13 protein-coding genes and 6 pseudogenes are annotated in these 17,105 nt (G+C 67.8%); 3 read left to right on the plus strand and 16 right to left on the minus strand.

Annotated features, from left to right (window positions below; all coding sequences use genetic code 11):
- From FQ389_RS13670 to dxr, 5 genes are all read right to left on the minus strand, one after another.
- A partial coding sequence (locus FQ389_RS13670) for a penicillin-binding transpeptidase domain-containing protein (protein WP_144208527.1) occupies positions 1-1,783 on the minus strand: 1,783 nt, incomplete at its 3' end.
- A gap of 165 nt (positions 1,784-1,948) precedes the next feature.
- The gene (locus FQ389_RS13675; protein ID WP_144208530.1) at positions 1,949-2,803 is read right to left on the minus strand and encodes a GNAT family N-acetyltransferase; all 855 of its coding nucleotides are present in this window, start codon (positions 2,801-2,803) and stop codon (positions 1,949-1,951) included.
- A gap of 74 nt (positions 2,804-2,877) precedes the next feature.
- Positions 2,878-4,044 carry a flavodoxin-dependent (E)-4-hydroxy-3-methylbut-2-enyl-diphosphate synthase gene (ispG, locus tag FQ389_RS13680; protein ID WP_144208533.1) on the minus strand — a complete coding sequence of 389 codons (1,167 nt, stop codon included), beginning with the start codon at positions 4,042-4,044 and terminating at the stop codon, positions 2,878-2,880.
- An 18-nt stretch (positions 4,045-4,062) separates the two neighbouring features.
- Entirely contained in the window at positions 4,063-5,286 is a 1,224-nt protein-coding gene (locus FQ389_RS13685) for a M50 family metallopeptidase (RefSeq protein ID WP_144208536.1), read from the minus strand.
- Positions 5,287-5,326: 40 nt separating this feature from the next.
- Positions 5,327-6,514, minus strand: coding sequence for a 1-deoxy-D-xylulose-5-phosphate reductoisomerase (dxr, locus tag FQ389_RS13690; protein WP_186296431.1), 1,188 nt, complete (start codon positions 6,512-6,514; stop codon positions 5,327-5,329).
- A gap of 124 nt (positions 6,515-6,638) precedes the next feature.
- On the opposite strand from dxr, the gene FQ389_RS13695 reads away from it, so the two are divergent.
- Positions 6,639-6,893 (plus strand): DUF2631 domain-containing protein, encoded by a 255-nt coding sequence (locus FQ389_RS13695; protein ID WP_144208542.1) that lies wholly within the window; start codon positions 6,639-6,641, stop codon positions 6,891-6,893.
- A 28-nt stretch (positions 6,894-6,921) separates the two neighbouring features.
- Here FQ389_RS13695 and FQ389_RS20375 read toward each other — a convergent pair.
- The 6 genes and pseudogenes from FQ389_RS20375 to pyrH form a co-directional block, all read right to left on the minus strand.
- Positions 6,922-7,370 (minus strand): annotated as a pseudogene (locus FQ389_RS20375) (cytochrome c biogenesis CcdA family protein); the annotation flags it as partial.
- A gap of 14 nt (positions 7,371-7,384) precedes the next feature.
- Positions 7,385-7,890: pseudogene (locus FQ389_RS13705) on the minus strand (redoxin domain-containing protein).
- Between the two features lie 68 nt (positions 7,891-7,958).
- Complete coding sequence (gene rlmN, locus FQ389_RS13710) at positions 7,959-9,068, minus strand: 23S rRNA (adenine(2503)-C(2))-methyltransferase RlmN (protein ID WP_144208545.1); 1,110 nt, start codon at positions 9,066-9,068, stop codon at positions 7,959-7,961.
- Positions 9,069-9,105: 37 nt separating this feature from the next.
- On the minus strand, positions 9,106-10,032 hold the full coding sequence (locus tag FQ389_RS13715; protein ID WP_144208548.1) for a phosphatidate cytidylyltransferase: 927 nt from the start codon (positions 10,030-10,032) through the stop codon (positions 9,106-9,108).
- 22 nt (positions 10,033-10,054) lie between these two features.
- The gene (frr, locus tag FQ389_RS13720; protein WP_144208551.1) at positions 10,055-10,612 is read right to left on the minus strand and encodes a ribosome recycling factor; all 558 of its coding nucleotides are present in this window, start codon (positions 10,610-10,612) and stop codon (positions 10,055-10,057) included.
- A gap of 66 nt (positions 10,613-10,678) precedes the next feature.
- Positions 10,679-11,452 carry a UMP kinase gene (gene pyrH, locus FQ389_RS13725; RefSeq protein ID WP_144208554.1) on the minus strand — a complete coding sequence of 258 codons (774 nt, stop codon included), beginning with the start codon at positions 11,450-11,452 and terminating at the stop codon, positions 10,679-10,681.
- 395 nt (positions 11,453-11,847) lie between these two features.
- On the opposite strand from pyrH, the pseudogene mbp1 reads away from it, so the two are divergent.
- Positions 11,848-12,087 (plus strand): annotated as a pseudogene (mbp1, locus tag FQ389_RS13730) (microaggregate-binding protein 1).
- 385 nt (positions 12,088-12,472) lie between these two features.
- On the opposite strand, the pseudogene FQ389_RS20380 reads toward mbp1, so the two are convergent.
- Both FQ389_RS20380 and FQ389_RS13735 read right to left on the minus strand, forming a co-directional pair.
- A pseudogene (locus FQ389_RS20380) lies at positions 12,473-12,691 on the minus strand (lysophospholipid acyltransferase family protein); the annotation flags it as partial.
- Between the two features lie 263 nt (positions 12,692-12,954).
- Positions 12,955-13,261 (minus strand): annotated as a pseudogene (locus FQ389_RS13735) (ChaB family protein); the annotation flags it as partial.
- Positions 13,262-13,374: 113 nt separating this feature from the next.
- On the opposite strand from FQ389_RS13735, the gene FQ389_RS13740 reads away from it, so the two are divergent.
- Positions 13,375-13,794, plus strand: coding sequence for a MarR family winged helix-turn-helix transcriptional regulator (locus FQ389_RS13740; protein WP_144208557.1), 420 nt, complete (start codon positions 13,375-13,377; stop codon positions 13,792-13,794).
- Positions 13,795-13,825: 31 nt separating this feature from the next.
- Here FQ389_RS13740 and FQ389_RS13745 read toward each other — a convergent pair.
- The 3 genes and pseudogenes from FQ389_RS13745 to rpsB form a co-directional block, all read right to left on the minus strand.
- A pseudogene (locus tag FQ389_RS13745) lies at positions 13,826-15,198 on the minus strand (amidase).
- Positions 15,199-15,236: 38 nt separating this feature from the next.
- Complete coding sequence (tsf, locus tag FQ389_RS13750; protein WP_144208560.1) at positions 15,237-16,052, minus strand: translation elongation factor Ts; 816 nt, start codon at positions 16,050-16,052, stop codon at positions 15,237-15,239.
- A gap of 10 nt (positions 16,053-16,062) precedes the next feature.
- Positions 16,063-16,896: a 30S ribosomal protein S2 gene (rpsB, locus tag FQ389_RS13755; protein WP_144208563.1), complete on the minus strand. Its 834-nt coding sequence runs from the start codon at positions 16,894-16,896 to the stop codon at positions 16,063-16,065.
- Positions 16,897-17,105 lie beyond the last annotated feature (209 nt).

The following is a 17,105-nucleotide window of genomic DNA, read 5'->3' on the forward strand; positions in this document are numbered from 1 at the left end:
CCTCCGAGCTGCCGCCCCCGACGATCAGCGCCGCAAAGGCCAGGTTGCCGCGGTATCCGGCGAACCAGGAGTGCGATCCGCCCGGGAATTCGGCCTCGCCGGTCTTCCCGTAGATCTCGCCGCAGCCGTTGATCTCCTTGGCCGTGCCGTTGGTGACCACCAACCGCATCATCGGCCGCAGCGCGTCGATCACCTTCGGGCTGACCGGTGCGGTCTCGCCATCGACGGTGGTCGGGCGGCCCGCAATCAGTTGCGGCACCGGGGTTTTTCCGGCGGCGATGGTCGCCGCCACCAGCGCCATGCCGAACGGGCTGGCCAGCACGCGGCCCTGACCGAAGCCGTCTTCGGTGCGCTCGGCCAGATCCACCGTCGGCGGCACCGACCCGGTCACCGTGGTGATGCCGTCCACCACATAGTCCAGCCCGATGCCGTACTGCAACGCCGTCTGAGTCAGGCCGCGCGGCGGCATCTTGCTACTCAGCTCCGCGAACGTGGTGTTGCACGAGCTGGCGAACGCGCGCGACATCGACACCACGCCGAGGTCGAACCCGCCGTAGTTGGGGATGGTGCGGTGCCCAATGTCGAGGCGGCCCGGGCAGCCGACCATCGAGTTGGGGGTGGCCATGTCCCGGTCGACGGCCGCGCCGGCCGTGATCATCTTAAACGTCGACCCTGGTGGGAACAGGCCGTTGGTCGCGGGCAGGCCGTCGGCGTCAGCCGCGCCGTTCTGGGCGATGGCGAGGATCTCCCCCGTCGACGGCTTGATCGCGACGATCATCGCCTTGCCGCCCTTGTTGTCCACCGCCCGCTGGGCGGCGTTCTGCACCACTCGGTCCAGCGTGATCGTCACCGAGGGCGCCGGCGACCCCTCTACCTCGTGCAGCACCGCGACGTCGACGTTGTTCTGGTTGACGCTGACCACCCGCCAGCCCGCCTGGCCGTCGAGCTGGTCGCTCACTTCCTTTTTGACCTCGCTGATCACGGCCGGAGCGAAATGCGGGTCGGTGGCCAGCATATCGGCCTGCGGCGTGACCACTATGCCGGGCAGCCGCCCGATCAACGGGAAGACCTTGTCGTTGTCCGCCGGCAGCAGCGTGACGCCCAGATCCACCTGGTGCGGTGTCGAGCTGGCTTCCTCGGCCAGCAGTTGCGGGTCCGCCAACGCGTCGTTGAACGGCCGCAGCACATTGACGATCGAGTGCGTGGTGAAGCTCAGCGACTGCGGCGGTCCGGCCTTGCTGGCGTCCAACGTGTAGTGGTAGCGGAAGCCGGGAGTCAGCACGTCGCTGCCGCCGAGCTCGTTGACCGACGCACGCCGCGGCCGGTCGGCCCGCAACGCGAAGGTCTGGTGTTCGCCGAGCCGGGGATGCAGGTCGTTGGGCGCCCAGCGGACCTCCCAGCGCCCCTCATCGCGGACCATCCGCAGCTGCCCGTCATAACTCCAGGTGCGGTTCTTCGGCAGGTGCCAGATGAACCGGTAGTGGACGGTGCCGGTGTCCTCGGCGTACTTCGAGCTGAGGACCTGCGCGTCCAAATGGGTGGCCTGCAACCCGGCCCAGGCCGCGTTGAGCGCCTCGCGCGCCTCGTTGGAGCTGTCACTGAGCTGCGCGGCCGCCGTGGTGTCCCCGACCGCCAGGGCGCGGAAGAACTTCTCCGCGGCCGGACCGGGCCCGTCGGGTCGCGGCGTGCAGCCGGACAGCGCGACAGCCGCGACGAGCAGCACTTCCGCGACGATCGACGCGGCCGACGAAACGGCTAATACTGCTGAGGTTTTTGTGACCATCAGTGCTGAATGTTAAGAACTGGGGTGTGCGCCGCGCCGCCGACACACCGAGACCGAACCGTGATGGAACGCGGCAGACACCCGGATCCCGTCACTGTGCGTGCTCCCGCACAGTCAAGACTGAGTGCGCGTCTCGCCGCACCCTCGCGCCGTCAGCGACGGGTGCTAGTCGAGCAGCACTGTGGCGAAGGTGCCGACCTCGGTGAAGCCCACCCGCGCGTAGGCGGCGCGGGCCACCGTGTTGAAGTCGTTCACGTACAGGCTGGCGATGCGGCCGCTGCCGACGATCACCGCGGCCAGCATCGCGGTCCCGCGGGCGCCCAGACCCATGCCCCGCCACTCCGGATGCACCCACACGCCCTGGATCTGACCGACGCCAGGCGATTGCGAACTCACCTCGGCCTTGAACACCACCTGACCCTGCTCGAACCGGGCCCAGGCCCGCCCGGCGGCGATCAGGCTGGCCACCCGGCGGCGATAGCCGCGGCCGCCATCGCCGAGCCGCGGGTCGATGCCGACCTCGCCGATGAACATGTCGACCGCAGCAACCAAGTACTCGTCCAGCTCCTCGGGCCGCACCTGTCGCACCTCGGGGTCGAGCTCGCACATCGGATGCTTGGTCAGCGCCATCAACGGCTGGCGTTCGCGCACATCGCGCGCCGGCCCCCAGGCTCTTTCCAACCGCTCCCACATCGGCAGCACCAGACTGGCCCGGCCGACCAGCGAGGAGCAGCGCCGGGTGCCGCTCATTGCCTCGTCGGCGAACGCGTTGAGATCGGCGGGTAACCCCCGCAACGGAATCAGATTGGCTCCGGCAAAGCACAGGGACTCGTCGGTGCCGCGGCGGGTCCACAGCTCGCCACCGATCGCTCCGGGGTCGATCCCGTGATCCACGACGCGGGAAGCCACCATGCACGACCCGATCGGGTCCTCGTCCAACACCCGCCACACCGCGGCCGCGTCGCGTACCACGGACACCCGTCTGGCGCCGACCAGGCGGAAAAGCGGCGGAGCCGACATCTGGCGAACTCTCTGTGTGGCGAACCGACGGTCAGTTAGAGCAAAAGTGCAGTTAGAGCAAAAGTGGGACCTACTCAGCTTACGGTCACAACCGGCGTACCGCTTGCTGTTGAGCCAAGACCGTTATCGGTTCCCGGCTCCGCCGCCAACCGCATGGCCTCCTCGATCAGGGTCTCGACGATCTGCGCTTCCGGGACGGTCTTGACGACCTTGCCGCGAACGAATATCTGGCCCTTGCCATTTCCGGACGCGACGCCCAGGTCGGCTTCGCGTGCCTCCCCCGGCCCGTTGACCACGCAGCCCATCACCGCGACCCGCAGCGGCACATCGAGCCCGTCCAGGCCGGCGGTGACGGCGTTGGCCAACGTGTAGACGTCGACCTGGGCGCGCCCGCAGGACGGGCAGGACACGATCTCCAGCCCCCGCGGCCGCAGGTTCAGCGATTCGAGGATCTGGAGGCCGACCTTGACCTCCTCGACCGGCGGCGCCGACAGCGCCACCCGGATGGTGTCGCCGATGCCGCGCGACAGCAACGCGCCGAAGGCCACCGCCGACTTGATGGTGCCCTGAAAGGCCGGCCCGGCCTCGGTGACACCGAGGTGCAGCGGGTAGTCGCACTGCGCGGCGAGCTGCTCGTAGGCGGTGACCATCACGACCGGGTCGTTGTGCTTGACGCTGATCTTGATGTCGCCGAAGCCGTGCTCCTCGAACAGCGAGGCCTCCCACAGCGCCGACTCGACCAGCGCCTCCGGCGTCGCCTTGCCGTACTTCTCCATGAACCGCTTATCCAGCGAACCGGCGTTGACGCCGATACGGATCGGGATGCCGGCGGCGGCAGCCGCCTTGGCGACCTCACCGACGCGGCCGTCGAATTCCTTGATGTTGCCCGGATTCACCCGCACCGCAGCACAGCCCGCGTCGATTGCGGCGAATATGTACTTCGGCTGGAAGTGAATGTCAGCGATCACCGGGATCTGGCTGTGCCGGGCGATCTCGGCCAGCGCGTCGGCATCCTCCTGACGCGGGCAGGCCACTCGGACGATGTCGCAGCCGGCGGCGGTCAGCTCGGCGATCTGCTGCAGCGTCGTATTGACGTCATGCGTTTTGGTGGTGCACATCGACTGCACCGAGATCGGGTGCTCGCTGCCGACCCCGACGTCGCGGACCATGAGTTGACGCGTGGTCCGCCGGGGGGCGAGCGTGGGCGCCGGGGCCTCCGGTATGCCCAATCCAATCGTCACTGTTTCCCCTCTCGTGGGTTACTGGAAAAGCCTGATCGGGTTGACCAGGTCGGCCGTCACCGTCAGCAGCATGTAGCCGACCACGAACACCAGGACCACGTAGGTCGCCGGCATCAGCTTCAGGTAGTTCACCGGCGCGGCCGCGACCATGCCGCGGGCGGAGCGGACCAGGTTGCGGATCTTTTCGAACACCGCCACGGCGATGTGGCCGCCGTCGAGCGGCAGCAGCGGCAACAGGTTGATCGCGCCGAGGATCAGGTTCAGCTGGGCCAGGAAGAACCAGAACGCCACCCACAACCCGTGGTCGACGGTGTCGCCGCCGATGATGCTGGCGCCCACCACGCTCATCGGCGTCTCCGGGTCGCGCTGTCCACCGCCGATGGCGTGTACCAGGGCGCCCACCTTGGTCGGAACCGTTATCAGCGCCCGGCCCACCTCCACCGTCAGGTCACCGGTGAACGCGAAGGTGGAGGGAATGGCGGCCAACACGCCGTAGTGCTTTGGCTCGACCTTGACCGCGCCGACCCCGATGGCCCCGACGGTCGACGCCACCGGGTTACCGTCCTGCCCGTTGCCGCCGGCGCTGACGAAGCGCTGCGTCTGGCTGATCTCGACGTAGGTGGTGATCGCCTTGCCGTTGCGCTCGACCACGACCGGCACGGTGCCGTGCAGCTTGCGGACCGCGGCAGCCATCTCGTCGAAGGTGTGCACCGGGGTGTCGCCGACCTTGACCACGACGTCGCCGGCCCGGATGCCGGCCAGTGCCGCGGGCCCGGGGCCGGTGCACTCGCCGACCTTGCCCGGCGCCACTTCCGGTGCGATGCAAGCGGTTTCGCCGACGATCGCCTGGGTGGGCGGATGCAGGTTGGGCAGGCCCCAGATCAGCGCGATGACGTAGATCAGGGCCACGCAGATGACGAAGTTCATACCCGGCCCGGCGAACAGCACCGCGACCCGCTTCCACGTCTTCTGCTTGTACATCGCCCGTGCGGTCTCATCGGGTGTCAGGTCCTCGACCGGGGTCATGCCGACGATGTCACAGAAGCCGCCCAGCGGCACGGCCTTGACGCCGTATTCGGTCTCCCCGCGGTGGGTCGACCACAGCGTGGGGCCGAAGCCGACAAAGTAACGACGCACCTTCATACCGGTGGCGCGCGCGACCCACATGTGGCCGCACTCGTGCAGGGCCACTGAGATCAGGATGGCCAGCGCGAACAGCACAATGCCGATTGCGAACATCATCAGGCGCCAAGACCTTTCTCAGACCATTCCCGAGACCGTGTCAGGGGACTCCCGCAGGGGCTGCGGCTGCCACAGCGCGCTGCGCGCGCTCCCGCGCCCAGCGCTGCGCATCCAGTACCTCATCCACGTTAGCGGGTGAAACGGCCCATTGGTCGGCGGCGCTCAGCACGTCGGCGATTGTTCTGACAATGGCCGGAAAGCCGATACGGCCGGCCAGGAACGCCGCGGCCGCCTCCTCGTTGGCGGCGTTGTACACAGCGGGCAGACAGCCGCCGATCTCGCCGGCCTGCCGGGCCAGCTCGACGGCCGGAAATACGTCGCTGTCTAGCGGCTCGAATTCCCAGCTAGACGCGGTGGAGAAGTCGCAGGCGGACGCGGCACCGGCGACCCGGCGCGGCCAACCCAGCGCCAGCGAGATGGGCAGCTTCATGTCGGGTGGGCTGGCCTGGGCGATCGTCGAACCGTCAACGAAGGTGACCATCGAATGAACGATCGACTGGGGGTGCACTACGACCTCGATCCGGTCGTAGGGGATGCCGAACAACAGGTGCGTTTCGATGAGTTCCAGGCCCTTGTTGACCAGCGACGCCGAGTTCAGCGTGTTCATCGGGCCCATGGACCAGGTCGGATGCGCGCCGGCCTGCTCGGGCGTGACGGCCTCCAGGTCAGCGGCCGCCCAGCCGCGGAACGGCCCACCCGAGGCGGTGAGCACCAGCTTGGCGACCTCGTTGGGTTCGCCGCTGCGCAAGCACTGCGCCAGCGCGGAATGCTCGGAGTCCACCGGCACGATCTGCCCGGGCCGCGCCACTTGGAGCCCCAGCGGCCCGCCGGCGATCAGTGATTCCTTGTTGGCCAGGGCCAGCCGGGCACCGGAGTGCAGCGCCGCCAGGGTGGGCCGTAGGCCGAGCGCCCCAACCAGCGCATTGAGCACGACGTCGGCCTCGGTCTCTTCGACCAGCCGGGTCACCGCGTCGGGCCCGGCGAAGGGGATGTCGCCAAGGGTGGCGGCCGCCCGCTCATCGGCGACGGCGACATTGCTCACCCCGGTTTCGGCGCGCTGACGCTGCAACGTGTCCGGATTCGACCCGCCCGCGGCCAGCCCAACCACCCGGAAGCGGTCCGGGTTTGCGGCGATGACCTCCAGCGTCTGAGTCCCGATGGAACCGGTGCTGCCCAACACGAGCACACGGATGGGGCCGTCGGCCGGTGCGGCGGTGGGGTCGGTCACTCCCTCATTGTGCCGCTCGGTTGCTGGTGCGGGCCATGGCACACGCCCCGATCGGCCGTGCCGGCCGCACGGGAGTGTGCCAGAATTTATGAACACAAGCCGATACGACGCGAAAGGAATCGCCGTGGCCAGTACCGAGGCGGAGCACTACAACGGGGTCGACCCCGCCGAAGTGCCGTCCGCTGCGTGGGGATGGAGCAAGATCAACGTCCGCACCTGGCACGCCGTCGGCGTGTTCGCGATCGTGTTTTTGCTGGCCATGCTACGCGGCAACCACGTCGGCCACGTCGAGGACAACTTCCTGATCGGGTTTGCCGTGCTCGCCCTGTTTATCGTGGTGCGCGACTGGTGGGGCCGCCGCCGCGGCTGGATCAGGTAGCTAGCGCACCCGTCGGCGCCGGACGCCGACCAGCGACCGCCAGAAACGGCCCGACCGTGCACGGCAGCGAGGCGATCGCGTCGCTGATTCCGTACCCGTACATGCCGAGCAGCCGCGGACCCTGCCGGGTCGGGGCCCAGTGCGGCCCGAGCGGCCGGGCGTCAGCTCCCGCCCGGACAGCAGACAAACCCAGCGCCACCAGGACGACACCGATCACCACCGTCGCGTACGACACATATCGCTGCACCGTCGTGGCCGCCGACATGGTCGGCACGCCGAACAGCCCGAACACGGTCAAAAAGCCCAGCGCCATGCCCGCGTGGCAGCCCGCGCGCCCCACGCCGGCCAGCGGATGGGCGGTTCGCGGTCCTGGCCGCGCACCACCAGCAGGTAGGCCGGCAGCATCGCGAACCCGCACGGGTTGAGGGCGGCCACCAGCTCGGCGGCGAAGGCCAGGCCGACCAGACCTTGATCCACGGAAGGTCCGCGGCCTAGCGCAGCGCGGCGACCCGGCCGGCCAGCTCCTGCTGGGACATCGCCGCGGTCGGGTTGTTGACGAATATCGAACTGCCGTCTGCACTTCGTAGAACACGTAGGCCGACTGCCAAGGCACGTTGTAGCGGGCCCGGATCGAGCCGTCGGCGTCGTTGAGGTTGGTGAAGTTTAGGCCCCCGTACTTGGACACAAATGCCTGTTCCGCCCCGACGCCGGAGTGCCCGGCGATGCCGACGAAGGTCACCCCGGGATTGGCGGCCGCCACCTGAGCCACGCCGGGCGCTTCGGCGTTGCAGAACGGGCAGAACGGCGCCCAGAACCACAGCACCGCGGGATTGCCCTGCAGACTCGCGCCGTTGAACGGCGCGCCGCTCAGCGTCTTGCGGGTGAATTGCAGCCGGTCGTCGGCTGCCAGTGCGCGTGGCGCGGCGACGGACATCAGCAGCGCCGCGACGCAGGCGACGGCAAACAGCTTTCCGAGCGACAGCAAACGAACGATCATTCCTGGCTTCCATCTCACACGACGGAGTAGCCGGGCAGCGGGTTCAGCAACCCCGTCAAACCTTTTCGCTAATTGTTTTCGGCGGCCAGCTGTCCGCACGCGGCGTTGATCTCGCGGCCCCGGGTGTCACGCACCGTGCATGACACCCCCTTGGCCCGGACGCGCCGGACGAACTCGCGCTCGGTGTCCTTGGGGCTGGCGTCCCAATCGCTGCCCGCTGTGGGATTGAGCGGGATCAGGTTGATGTGGGCCAGCGGCCCGAGGGCGCCGTGCAGCCGCTTGGCGAGCAGGTCGGCGCGCCAGGGCTGGTCGTTGACGTCACGAATCAGCGCGTATTCGACGGACACCCGCCGTCCGGTCACATCGCCGTAGTACCGCGCGGCGTCGAGCGCCTCGCTGGTCGTCCACCGGTTGTTGACCGGAACCAGCGTGTCGCGCAGCTCGTCGTCCGGCGCGTGCAGCGAGAGCGCCAGCGTGACGCCCAGCCGTTCGTCGGCGAGCTTGCGGATGGCCGGGGCCAGACCGACCGTCGACACCGTCACCGAGCGGGCGGAGATGCCGAACCCGTCCGGCGGCGCCGCGGTGATGCGTTGCACCGCGGCCAGTACCCGGGCATAGTTGGCCAGCGGCTCTCCCATCCCCATGAACACGACGTTCGACAGGCACTGAGTGGGACCGAAGTCGTCGCGGAGGGCGACCGCGCCGGCCCGGACCTGTTCCAGAATCTCGGCGGTCGACAGGTTGCGGGTCAACCCGCCCTGGCCGGTCGCACAGAACGGGCATGCCATGCCGCAGCCGGCCTGCGACGAGATGCAGATGGTGTTGCGCTGCGGGTAGCGCATCAGCACCGACTCGAAGGTGGTGCCGGACGGGTCGTTGACGGCCCGCCACAACGTCTTTCGCGTCTGACCCGCGTCGCAGCTGATCTCCTTGGCGACGCTGAGCAGGGTAGGGAACAGGGCGCTGGCGATCGCGTCCCGGACGGCGGCCGGCAGGTCGGTCATCTCGTGCGGGTCGGCGATCAGCCGGCCGTAGTACTGGGCGGCGAGCTGCTTGGCCCGAAACGCCGGCAAGCCGAGCTCGGCGACGGCGGCGGCACGCGCCTGCGCGTCCAGGTCAGCGAGATGCCGCGGCGGCAGTTTCGCGCGCGGCGCTTCGAACACCAGTTGTTGGGCCATGATCTGTCCAGTATCGGCCTCGACTTTACTGGACGTCCTACCCGGGCAGCAGCGTAAGCACGATCCAGGCCGCCACCGCCGCGGGCAGCACCCCGTCCAGCCGGTCCATCAGACCGCCGTGGCCAGGCAGCAGCCGACCCATGTCCTTGATGCCGAGGTCCCGTTTGACCTGAGACTCCACCAGGTCACCGAGGGTGCAGGTGAGTATCAACACCACCCCGAGCAGCGCGCCCACCCAGAGTGCCTTGTCGGCCAGGAACGTGGCGGTCAAGGTCGTCGCGGTGACGCCGAAGACCAGCGAGCCGACGAAGCCCTCCCAGGACTTCTTAGGGCTGATCGCCGGGACCATCGGGTGCTTGCCCCACAGTACCCCGACTGTGTAGCCGGCGACGTCCGAGGCGACGACGGCGATCATCAGGCAGAACACCCGTCCCGAGCCGTCGTGCGGGTAAACGAGCATGGCGCCGAACGAGGCGAACAGCGGGACCCAGGCCGCCAGGAAGACGGTCGCCGACGTGTCACGCAGGTAGTTCGACGACGAGCCAGCGGCTGAGGCCCGACGGCCGGGGTCCGCCATGAACAACCGCCAGATCATGCAGAGCACGACCATCGCGCCGAAACCAGCCAGCGCCCCGGCCGCCCGGTAGGGCCAGGTCAGCCAGATGGTAAGCTGGCCGCCGGCCAGCAGCGGGATGACCGGAATGATGTAGCCGGCCTCGCGCAGCCGGCGCACCACTTCATGGCTCGCTACGAAGATCGCGATGGCGACGATCAGGACCCAGAACCGCGGCGCGAACACCAGCGTCGCGATGAGCAGGGCGCCGATCGCCGCGCCCACCGCGATCGCGGCGGGCAGGTCGCGCCCCGCCCGGGAGGTCTTTTTGCCGGGGGGGTTCGGGGGGGGCTCGGCGCCCTGCGCCGAGTGGTCCGGCGGGGTGCCTGGGCCGGCGTCAGAGGTTGCCACAGACTTGGTTGCTGAGCGGCCCCTAGACCTCCAGCAGCTCGCCTTCTTTGTGCTTGACCAACTCGTCGATCTGGTTGACGTACTGCTGGGTGGTCTTCTCCAGGTCCTTTTCAGCGCGGCCGACCTCATCCTCGCGCGCCTCCCCATCTTTGCGAATGCGGTGCAGCTCCTCCATCGCCTTGCGGCGGATGTTGCGCACCGAGACCTTGGCGTCCTCCCCTTTGCCCTTGGCCTGCTTGACCAGCTCCCGGCGGCGTTCCTCGGTCAGCTGCGGCACGGCCACCCGGATCAGGGTGCCGTCGTTGGTGGGGTTCACGCCGAGGTCGGAGTTGCGGATCGCCGTCTCGATGGCGTACAGCTGGCTGGCTTCGTACGGCTTGATCACGACGAGCCGCGCCTCAGGCACGTTGATGCTGGCCAGCTGGGTGATCGGGGTGCTCGTCCCATAGTAGTCAATGACGATCCGCGAGAACATGCCCGGGTTGGCGCGACCGGTCCGGATGGTCGTCAGGTCGTCGCGGACCACCGCAACGGCCTTCTCCATTTTCTCTTCGGCGTCGAAGAGAGCCTCGTCAATCATGTGCGCCGCTCCTTCTCATCGCACGCTCCGCGTCGTCGCCAGCGCCGATCATTCGCGTCTTCCCCATCACGTGGTAACCAGCGTTCCGATCTTCTCACCAGCGACCGCTCGAGCGATATTGCCGTCCGTCAGCAGGTTGAAGACCAGGATCGGCATGCCATTGTCCATACAAAGGCTGAACGCGGTGGCATCGGCCACCCGCAGCCCCCGATCGATGACCTCGCGATGGCTGATTACGGTGAGCAGCTGCGCATCGGGGTCCTCTCGCGGATCCGCGGTGAACACACCGTCGACCGCCTTGGCCATCAAGATCACGTCGGCATCGATCTCCAGGGCACGCTGCGCCGCCGTGGTGTCGGTGGAGAAGTACGGCAGCCCTATGCCGGCGCCGAAGATGACGACGCGGCCCTTCTCCAGGTGGCGGACGGCGCGCAGCGGGATGTAGGGTTCGGCCACCTGACCCATCGTGATCGCGGTCTGGACCCGGGTGTCGATGCCTTCCTTTTGCAGGAAGTCTTGCAGCGCAAGGCTGTTCATCACGGTGCCGAGCATGCCCATGTAGTCCGAACGGGTGCGCTCCATGCCCCGCTGTTGCAGTTGTGCACCGCGGAAGAAGTTGCCGCCGCCGATCACCACGGCGACCTGCATACCGTCGCGGACAACCTCGGCGATTTGGCGGGCGACCTGCGCCACGACGTCGGGGTCCAAGCCGACCTGGCCGCCGCCGAACATCTCGCCACCCAACTTGAGCAAGACCCTCGAATACGTGGACGGCCGCTGTCGGTGGCCGGTTGACGACGTCGGCACGCCGTTGGCGCTCACGGGCTCGGGCTCCGTCATCAGACTCCTCGCATGACAGTGCCATCCCGGAACTCGGCCACTGCTACCCACCCGGAACGGCAGTTTCATATCCTGCCCCATCGCAGCACAATCTGGGATCGGCGGGGTGCATTATCCCCCGCGCTGGCGCGCTGGGGCCGCCGGGCGACGTGTTCGGTGCGGCCGGGTGGCTGACCCGCGTCGGGAGCCCGATCACGACTTCGGTTCCGGTGTCCGATGTTTGAGCATTCGACCGCCTGGGAATCCGGACCAGCGCGGCGGTACAGCATGGCGGCGGTACAGCATGGTCTTGAAGCAACAGGACCGATACCTGCCCGATTATCGACGTTGATCGCAAGGCGACCGACAGGGGCGTTCATCGCTCCCACCACGTACGCCACGGAGGGGATCAGATCATGGCGCACAACGAAAACTCCGGAGCCGCGGAAGCCGTCAAGGGCGTCGTCGAGGACGTCAAGGGCAAGGCCAAGGAGGCCGCCGGCGCGCTGGCCGGTCTCGACGACCTCACCCGCGAGGGACAGGCCCAGCAGGACAAAGCGGAAGCCTAGCGCGACGCCGCCAAGAAAGAGGCCGAGGCCAAGGCCGCGCGCGGCAGCGCCAAGGTGGCCGAGGAAGGCCAGAAGGCCAATCAGTAGCGTGACACACCGATGGGTCCGGCCCGTATGAACGGGCCGGACCCATCGACTGTTCGCCGGTAACCAGGCAAAACCATCTCCATTTGCCGTCCGGTCAAGTGCCGCAATCCACCGAATCCGGCCGGAAGAATTGGCATAGTTGTAGTCCTAATGGGGTATCCAGCGCTGCGCTAACGCTCGCCTCTCGCGAGGTGGCCGGGCGGTCAGGGGCGGCGCCGGAACCCAAGAGGTTTGGAGATGTGTTTGGACGTTCTACTGCTTTCCAACGCGGACGATTTCGACGAAGCATTGCCGACCGTGCAGTCGTTGACGCAGAAGATTCGGCGCGTTCCGCTTTCGGAAAACCTCGACGGCCGCTACGACCGGTGCCGGCGTGGCGATCATAAAACCAGTAGTCGACCAACAGATTCCAGAAGAATTTCTGACGCTGCAGGGTGGTCTCGTCCTGGCCGCGAAGATCCCACTGCCCCGCGCGCTCGGCCACCCAGCCGATGATTCCGCCCTCCTGGTCCCTACGGCGCTCGTCCCTCGTGTTGCGGGCCTGTTCTGCATACCGTTGCGCTTGGGCCCGCACGTCCGGCGACCTGTGATATGTGTAACTCATTCTTGTCGGGTACCCAGGCCGGTCGCGTCCGACGCGCCTGGTGCCGCCAAATTCCTTGGCACGCGAACTCCCCGCATCACGGATGTGACGCGGGGAGTTCGCAGGTGTCAGCCCGTGCCGGGCCTACCGGGTCAGGCCTGCTCGGGAGCCGGTCCCGGCGGTGTACCGGGCGCCGGAGTCAGGTTCGGCTCGACGGCCACGGGGACCCCGAGTATCGTCGCTAGTGCCGGGCTCGAGTTCGGGACCGCACAGGTGCAGTGGTCGAGCCTGTTTCTTGCCGGCGTTGCGTCCACGCCCTCGGCCTACGCGCCGTGTTGCGCAGGCCGCTGCGTTCGGCGCGTCGGTCCGAGGGCCTTTTCTGCGCCTTGGCCTCCCAGTGGTCGCCCACTTTTTCGAAGCTGTACTTGACATGGCGTATGCGACCCGGTGGGCCCGCTCTTGGCTCCCGTACTCCTGCGCCGCCGAATCATGCGCCTCGGCAAAGGTGCACTGCGCTTTGGGACTCGAACGCCGCAACGTGCCGGGCAGCTCGCCGGTTTTGGCGGCACCGCGTGGTGTGGTCTTGGGCATCGAAACTCCTCGCGGGGTCAACTGCCCCGGCTACCCTGCATCGATCCACTCAATCGGATCGACGCGCCGGGGTTACCGTCCGTACAACGTGTCGGTATGTCAAGATCGCTGACATGGGTCAGACCGACGACGCGCCGCTTGGCTACCTGCTCTACCGGGTGGGCGCCACGCTGCGGCCCGAGGTGTCCGCCGTGTTGGGCCAGCTCGGGCTGACCCTTCCCGAATTCGTTTGTCTGCGCTTGCTTTCGATGTCGCCGGGGCTGTCCAGCGCCGAATTGTCCCGCAGCACCAACGTCACACCGCAGGCGATGAACACCGTGCTGCGCCGGCTGGAAGAGGTGGGCGCCGTCGAACGCCCTACGTCGGTGTCCTCGGGTCGCGCGCTGCCCGCCACCCTGACCAGCCAAGGGCGCAGTTTGTTGAAACGCGCCGAAATCGCTGTGCGAAAAGCAGATTCGCGCATCCTGAGCAAGCTGACCGCGGCGCAGCAGCGCGAATTCAAGCGGATGCTGGAAAAACTCGGCAGCGACTGACCGCGGTTAGCCGTCAGCCTGGATCTTTGGCCTATGGCCGGGCCTCTTCGAGTTCGTAGGCCAATTCCAGCAACAGCGCCTCTTGCCCCAGGGCAGCGGCGAGCATCATGCAGTCTGCAGATGGGGCCACTGGCAACGAGAGCGCCGGATTCCGGTGACATTCTGCAGCGGCGTGAACGCCACCCAGTCGATCAGCCGGTCCATCACCTGCTGGTAGTCGGTCGGCGCCAGGTGACCGACCCGTACCGTCGTGTCGGCGAGTGTCGGGGTGAGCAGCGCATCGTAGCTGCGGTAGAACTCCGCGCTGCGCTTGCGCATCTTGCGCAGCCGCACGATCACGCCCAGCAGCCAGTGCAGGTTGCACCCGGTGCGACGTTCCAGACCCAGCGTCAAAGCGTCCAGCCGAGTGCGGTCGAACGTGTTGCCGAACAACCGCCGCCCGGCGTGCACCTGCATCAGCGCCAAAAATCCCCAATACAGCACGAAGTCGTCGACGAAGCTGCCCGGCACCGGGTGCTGTTCGAGGTGTTCGACACAATGTCCCAAGCTCTTCGAGCACGCCGGCGGTCTTGAGAGTCAGCTCCCGCAGCTCCGGGCCGCATTCGCGGCGCAGCGGCGCAGCGAGGTCGTCGCGACCGCGATCCGCAGCCGTTGCCGCCCGGCCCGGTGACGTCGCCGACGGGTGGAAGTTCGGGGTTACGCCAGAGTCGTTCCGCCTCGCGGTAGAACGCCGCGATGTCCCGCACGGAGCGGGTCAGCACGCCGTTGGCGACGCTGCCGACCGGCATCCGGCGCAGCCCAGCATCCAGCGGCAACCGGCCGCGCGACGGCTTGAGGACGACGATGCCGTTGCAGGCGGCCGGAATGCGGATCGAGCCGCCGCCGTCGTTGGCGTGCGCGATCGGCACCACCCGGCCGCACCCCACCCCGACGACGACGCACCGGTGGTGTGGTGTCCCACGGGTTGCGCACCGACCCCAGCCTTGGATGCTCGGCAGCCGCGCTGAAGCCGAACTCCAACATCTGGGTCTTGCCTAGCGAGATCGGCCCGGTGGCCAGGTACTCCCGGATGAACTCCCCGTCGCTGACCACGTTGCGCGGCGCCCAGGCGTCGGCGCCCCGCATCGTCGGCTGGCCGGCGACGTCGACGTTGTTCTTGATGAACGTCGGGACGCCCTCGAAGAACCGGACGGGCCCACTCGGCGGCTTGGCCGCCGCGGCCGCGCGCCTGTTCGAATGCCTTGTACGCTAACCCATTCAGCACGGGATTGACGGCCTCGGCGTGGGCGATCGCGGCCTCGACGACCTCGGATCTGCTTACCCACCCCGCTCGGATGGCCTCGCTGAGGCCCGTCGCATCGAGTCGCCGAGGGCATCGTCGCCGAAAGCGTGCACGCGTCGCATGGCACTGACGCAGCCGTTCACGCCGCAAACGCCCCGAGCTAGGCCTGGCCGACCTCGAAGCGGACGAATCGGGTCACCGTGACGCCGGCCTCGTCGAGCAGGGCCTTGACCGTCTTCTTGTTGTCGGACACCGACGGCTGCTCGAGCAGCACGGCGTCCTTGAAGAAGCCATTGAGCCGGCCCTCGACGATCTTGGGCAGCGCCTGCTCCGGCTTGCCCTCCGCCTTCGCGGTCTCCTCGGCAATGCGCCGCTCGCTGGCCACGACGTCCTCGGGCACGTCGTCGCGGGAGAGATAGCGCGCCTTGAGCGCCGCGATCTGCAGGGCCATCGCGTGGGCGGCCTCCGCGTTGCCGCCGGTGTATTCGACGAGCACACCCACCGCGGGCGGCAGGTCGGCCGAACGCTTGTGCAGGTAGGTCTCCACGGTGCCATCGAAGTAGGCGACGCGGCGCAGTTCGAGCTTCTCACCGATCTTGGCCGACAGTGCGGCGATGGTCTCCTCGACGGTCGTGTCACCGACCTTGGCGGCCTTGAGGGCCTCCACGTCTGTGGCCTTCGCAGCAGCCGCAGCGTCGACGATGTCGTTGGCCACCTGCTGGAACTCGGCGTTCTTAGCGACGAAGTCGGTCTCGCAGTTGAGGTCGATCAGCGCACCGTCCTTGGCCGCGACCAGACCTTCGGCGGTGGCACGCTCGGCACGCTTGCCGACGTCCTTGGCCCCCTTGATCCGCAGGGCCTCGACCGCCTTGTCGAAGTCGCCGTCGCTTTCGACCAGCGCGTTCTTGCAGTCGAGCATGCCGGCACCGGTGAGCTCGCGCAGACGCTTGACGTCAGCCGCGGTGAAGTTCGCCATTTCAGCCTTCCTAAGAGGATTCGGGGGTTGTTTCGGGTGCGCCCCCAGCGGCGTCGGTGGTGGCTGTGGTCGTCGCTGAGGCCAGCAGCTCCTGCTCCCACTCTGCCAACGGCTCGGCACCGTCCGCCTCGGGCTTGCCGTCGCCGCGGCCCACGCCGGCGCGGGCCTGCAGCCCCTCGGCAACCGCGGAAGCGATCACCTTGGTCAGCAGCGCCGTTGAGCGGATGGCGTCGTCGTTGCCTGGGATCGGGTAGTCGACCTCGTCGGGGTCGCAGTTGGTGTCCAGGATCGCGATGACCGGGATGCCCAGCTTGCGGGCCTCGCCGACGGCGATGTGCTCCTTGTTGGTGTCGACGACCCACACCGCCGAGGGCACCTTGGCCATGTCGCGGATACCGCCGAGGCTGCGCTCCAGCTTGTTCTTCTCGCGGGTCAGGCCCAGGATTTCCTTCTTGGTGCGGCCCTCGAAGCCGCCGGTCTGCTCCATCGCCTCGAGTTCCTTGAGGCGCTGCAGCCGCTTGTGCAAGGTGGAGAAGTTGGTGAGCATGCCGCCCAGCCAGCGCTGGTTCACGTACGGCATGCCGACGCGGGTGGCCTCGGCGGCGACGGACTCCTGCGCCTGCTTCTTGGTGCCGACGAACAGCACGGTGCCGCCGTGGGCGACGGTCTCCTTGACGAACTCGTACGCCTTGTCGATGAAGGTCAGCGTCTGCTGCAGGTCGATGATGTAGATACCGTTGCGGTCGGTGAAGATGAACCGCTTCATCTTGGGATTCCAGCGCCGAGTCTGGTGCCCGAAGTGGGTGCCGCTGTCGAGCAGCTGTTTCATGGTCACGACGGCCATGGTGATGCCATTCCTTATGTTTCGGTTGCCGCCCGGCGTCGGGTGATGACGGGCCCAGGCGCCTGCTACGACGCCGGACCCGCCCGGGAAACCCGGCCGAGACCTCCCGGCATGCGATTGCGTTCTCCTAGTGACACCGGAGACGCGGGGCAGACGCGCGAAGTCAGCCCGCGAACGAGCTGCGACGAGCAGTTTACACCGATTCAGCA

This window comes from Mycobacterium tilburgii, assembly GCF_902168065.1.
Lineage (GTDB): Bacteria > Actinomycetota > Actinomycetes > Mycobacteriales > Mycobacteriaceae > Mycobacterium > Mycobacterium tilburgii.

Excerpts from the sequence above, each read along its gene's own strand:
- FQ389_RS13675 (WP_144208530.1), bottom strand. The coding sequence starts at position 2,803 with ATGTCGGCTCCGCCGCTTTTCCGCCTGGTCGGCGCCAGACGGGTGTCC.
- FQ389_RS13685 (WP_144208536.1), bottom strand. The coding sequence starts at position 5,286 with ATGATGTTCGCAATCGGCATTGTGCTGTTCGCGCTGGCCATCCTGATC.
- rlmN (WP_144208545.1), bottom strand. The coding sequence starts at position 9,068 with ATGGCCCAACAACTGGTGTTCGAAGCGCCGCGCGCGAAACTGCCGCCG.
- frr (WP_144208551.1), bottom strand. The coding sequence starts at position 10,612 with ATGATTGACGAGGCTCTCTTCGACGCCGAAGAGAAAATGGAGAAGGCC.
- pyrH (WP_144208554.1), bottom strand. The coding sequence starts at position 11,452 with ATGACGGAGCCCGAGCCCGTGAGCGCCAACGGCGTGCCGACGTCGTCA.
- FQ389_RS13740 (WP_144208557.1), top strand. The coding sequence starts at position 13,375 with ATGGGTCAGACCGACGACGCGCCGCTTGGCTACCTGCTCTACCGGGTG.
- tsf (WP_144208560.1), bottom strand. The coding sequence starts at position 16,052 with ATGGCGAACTTCACCGCGGCTGACGTCAAGCGTCTGCGCGAGCTCACC.
- rpsB (WP_144208563.1), bottom strand. The coding sequence starts at position 16,896 with ATGGCCGTCGTGACCATGAAACAGCTGCTCGACAGCGGCACCCACTTC.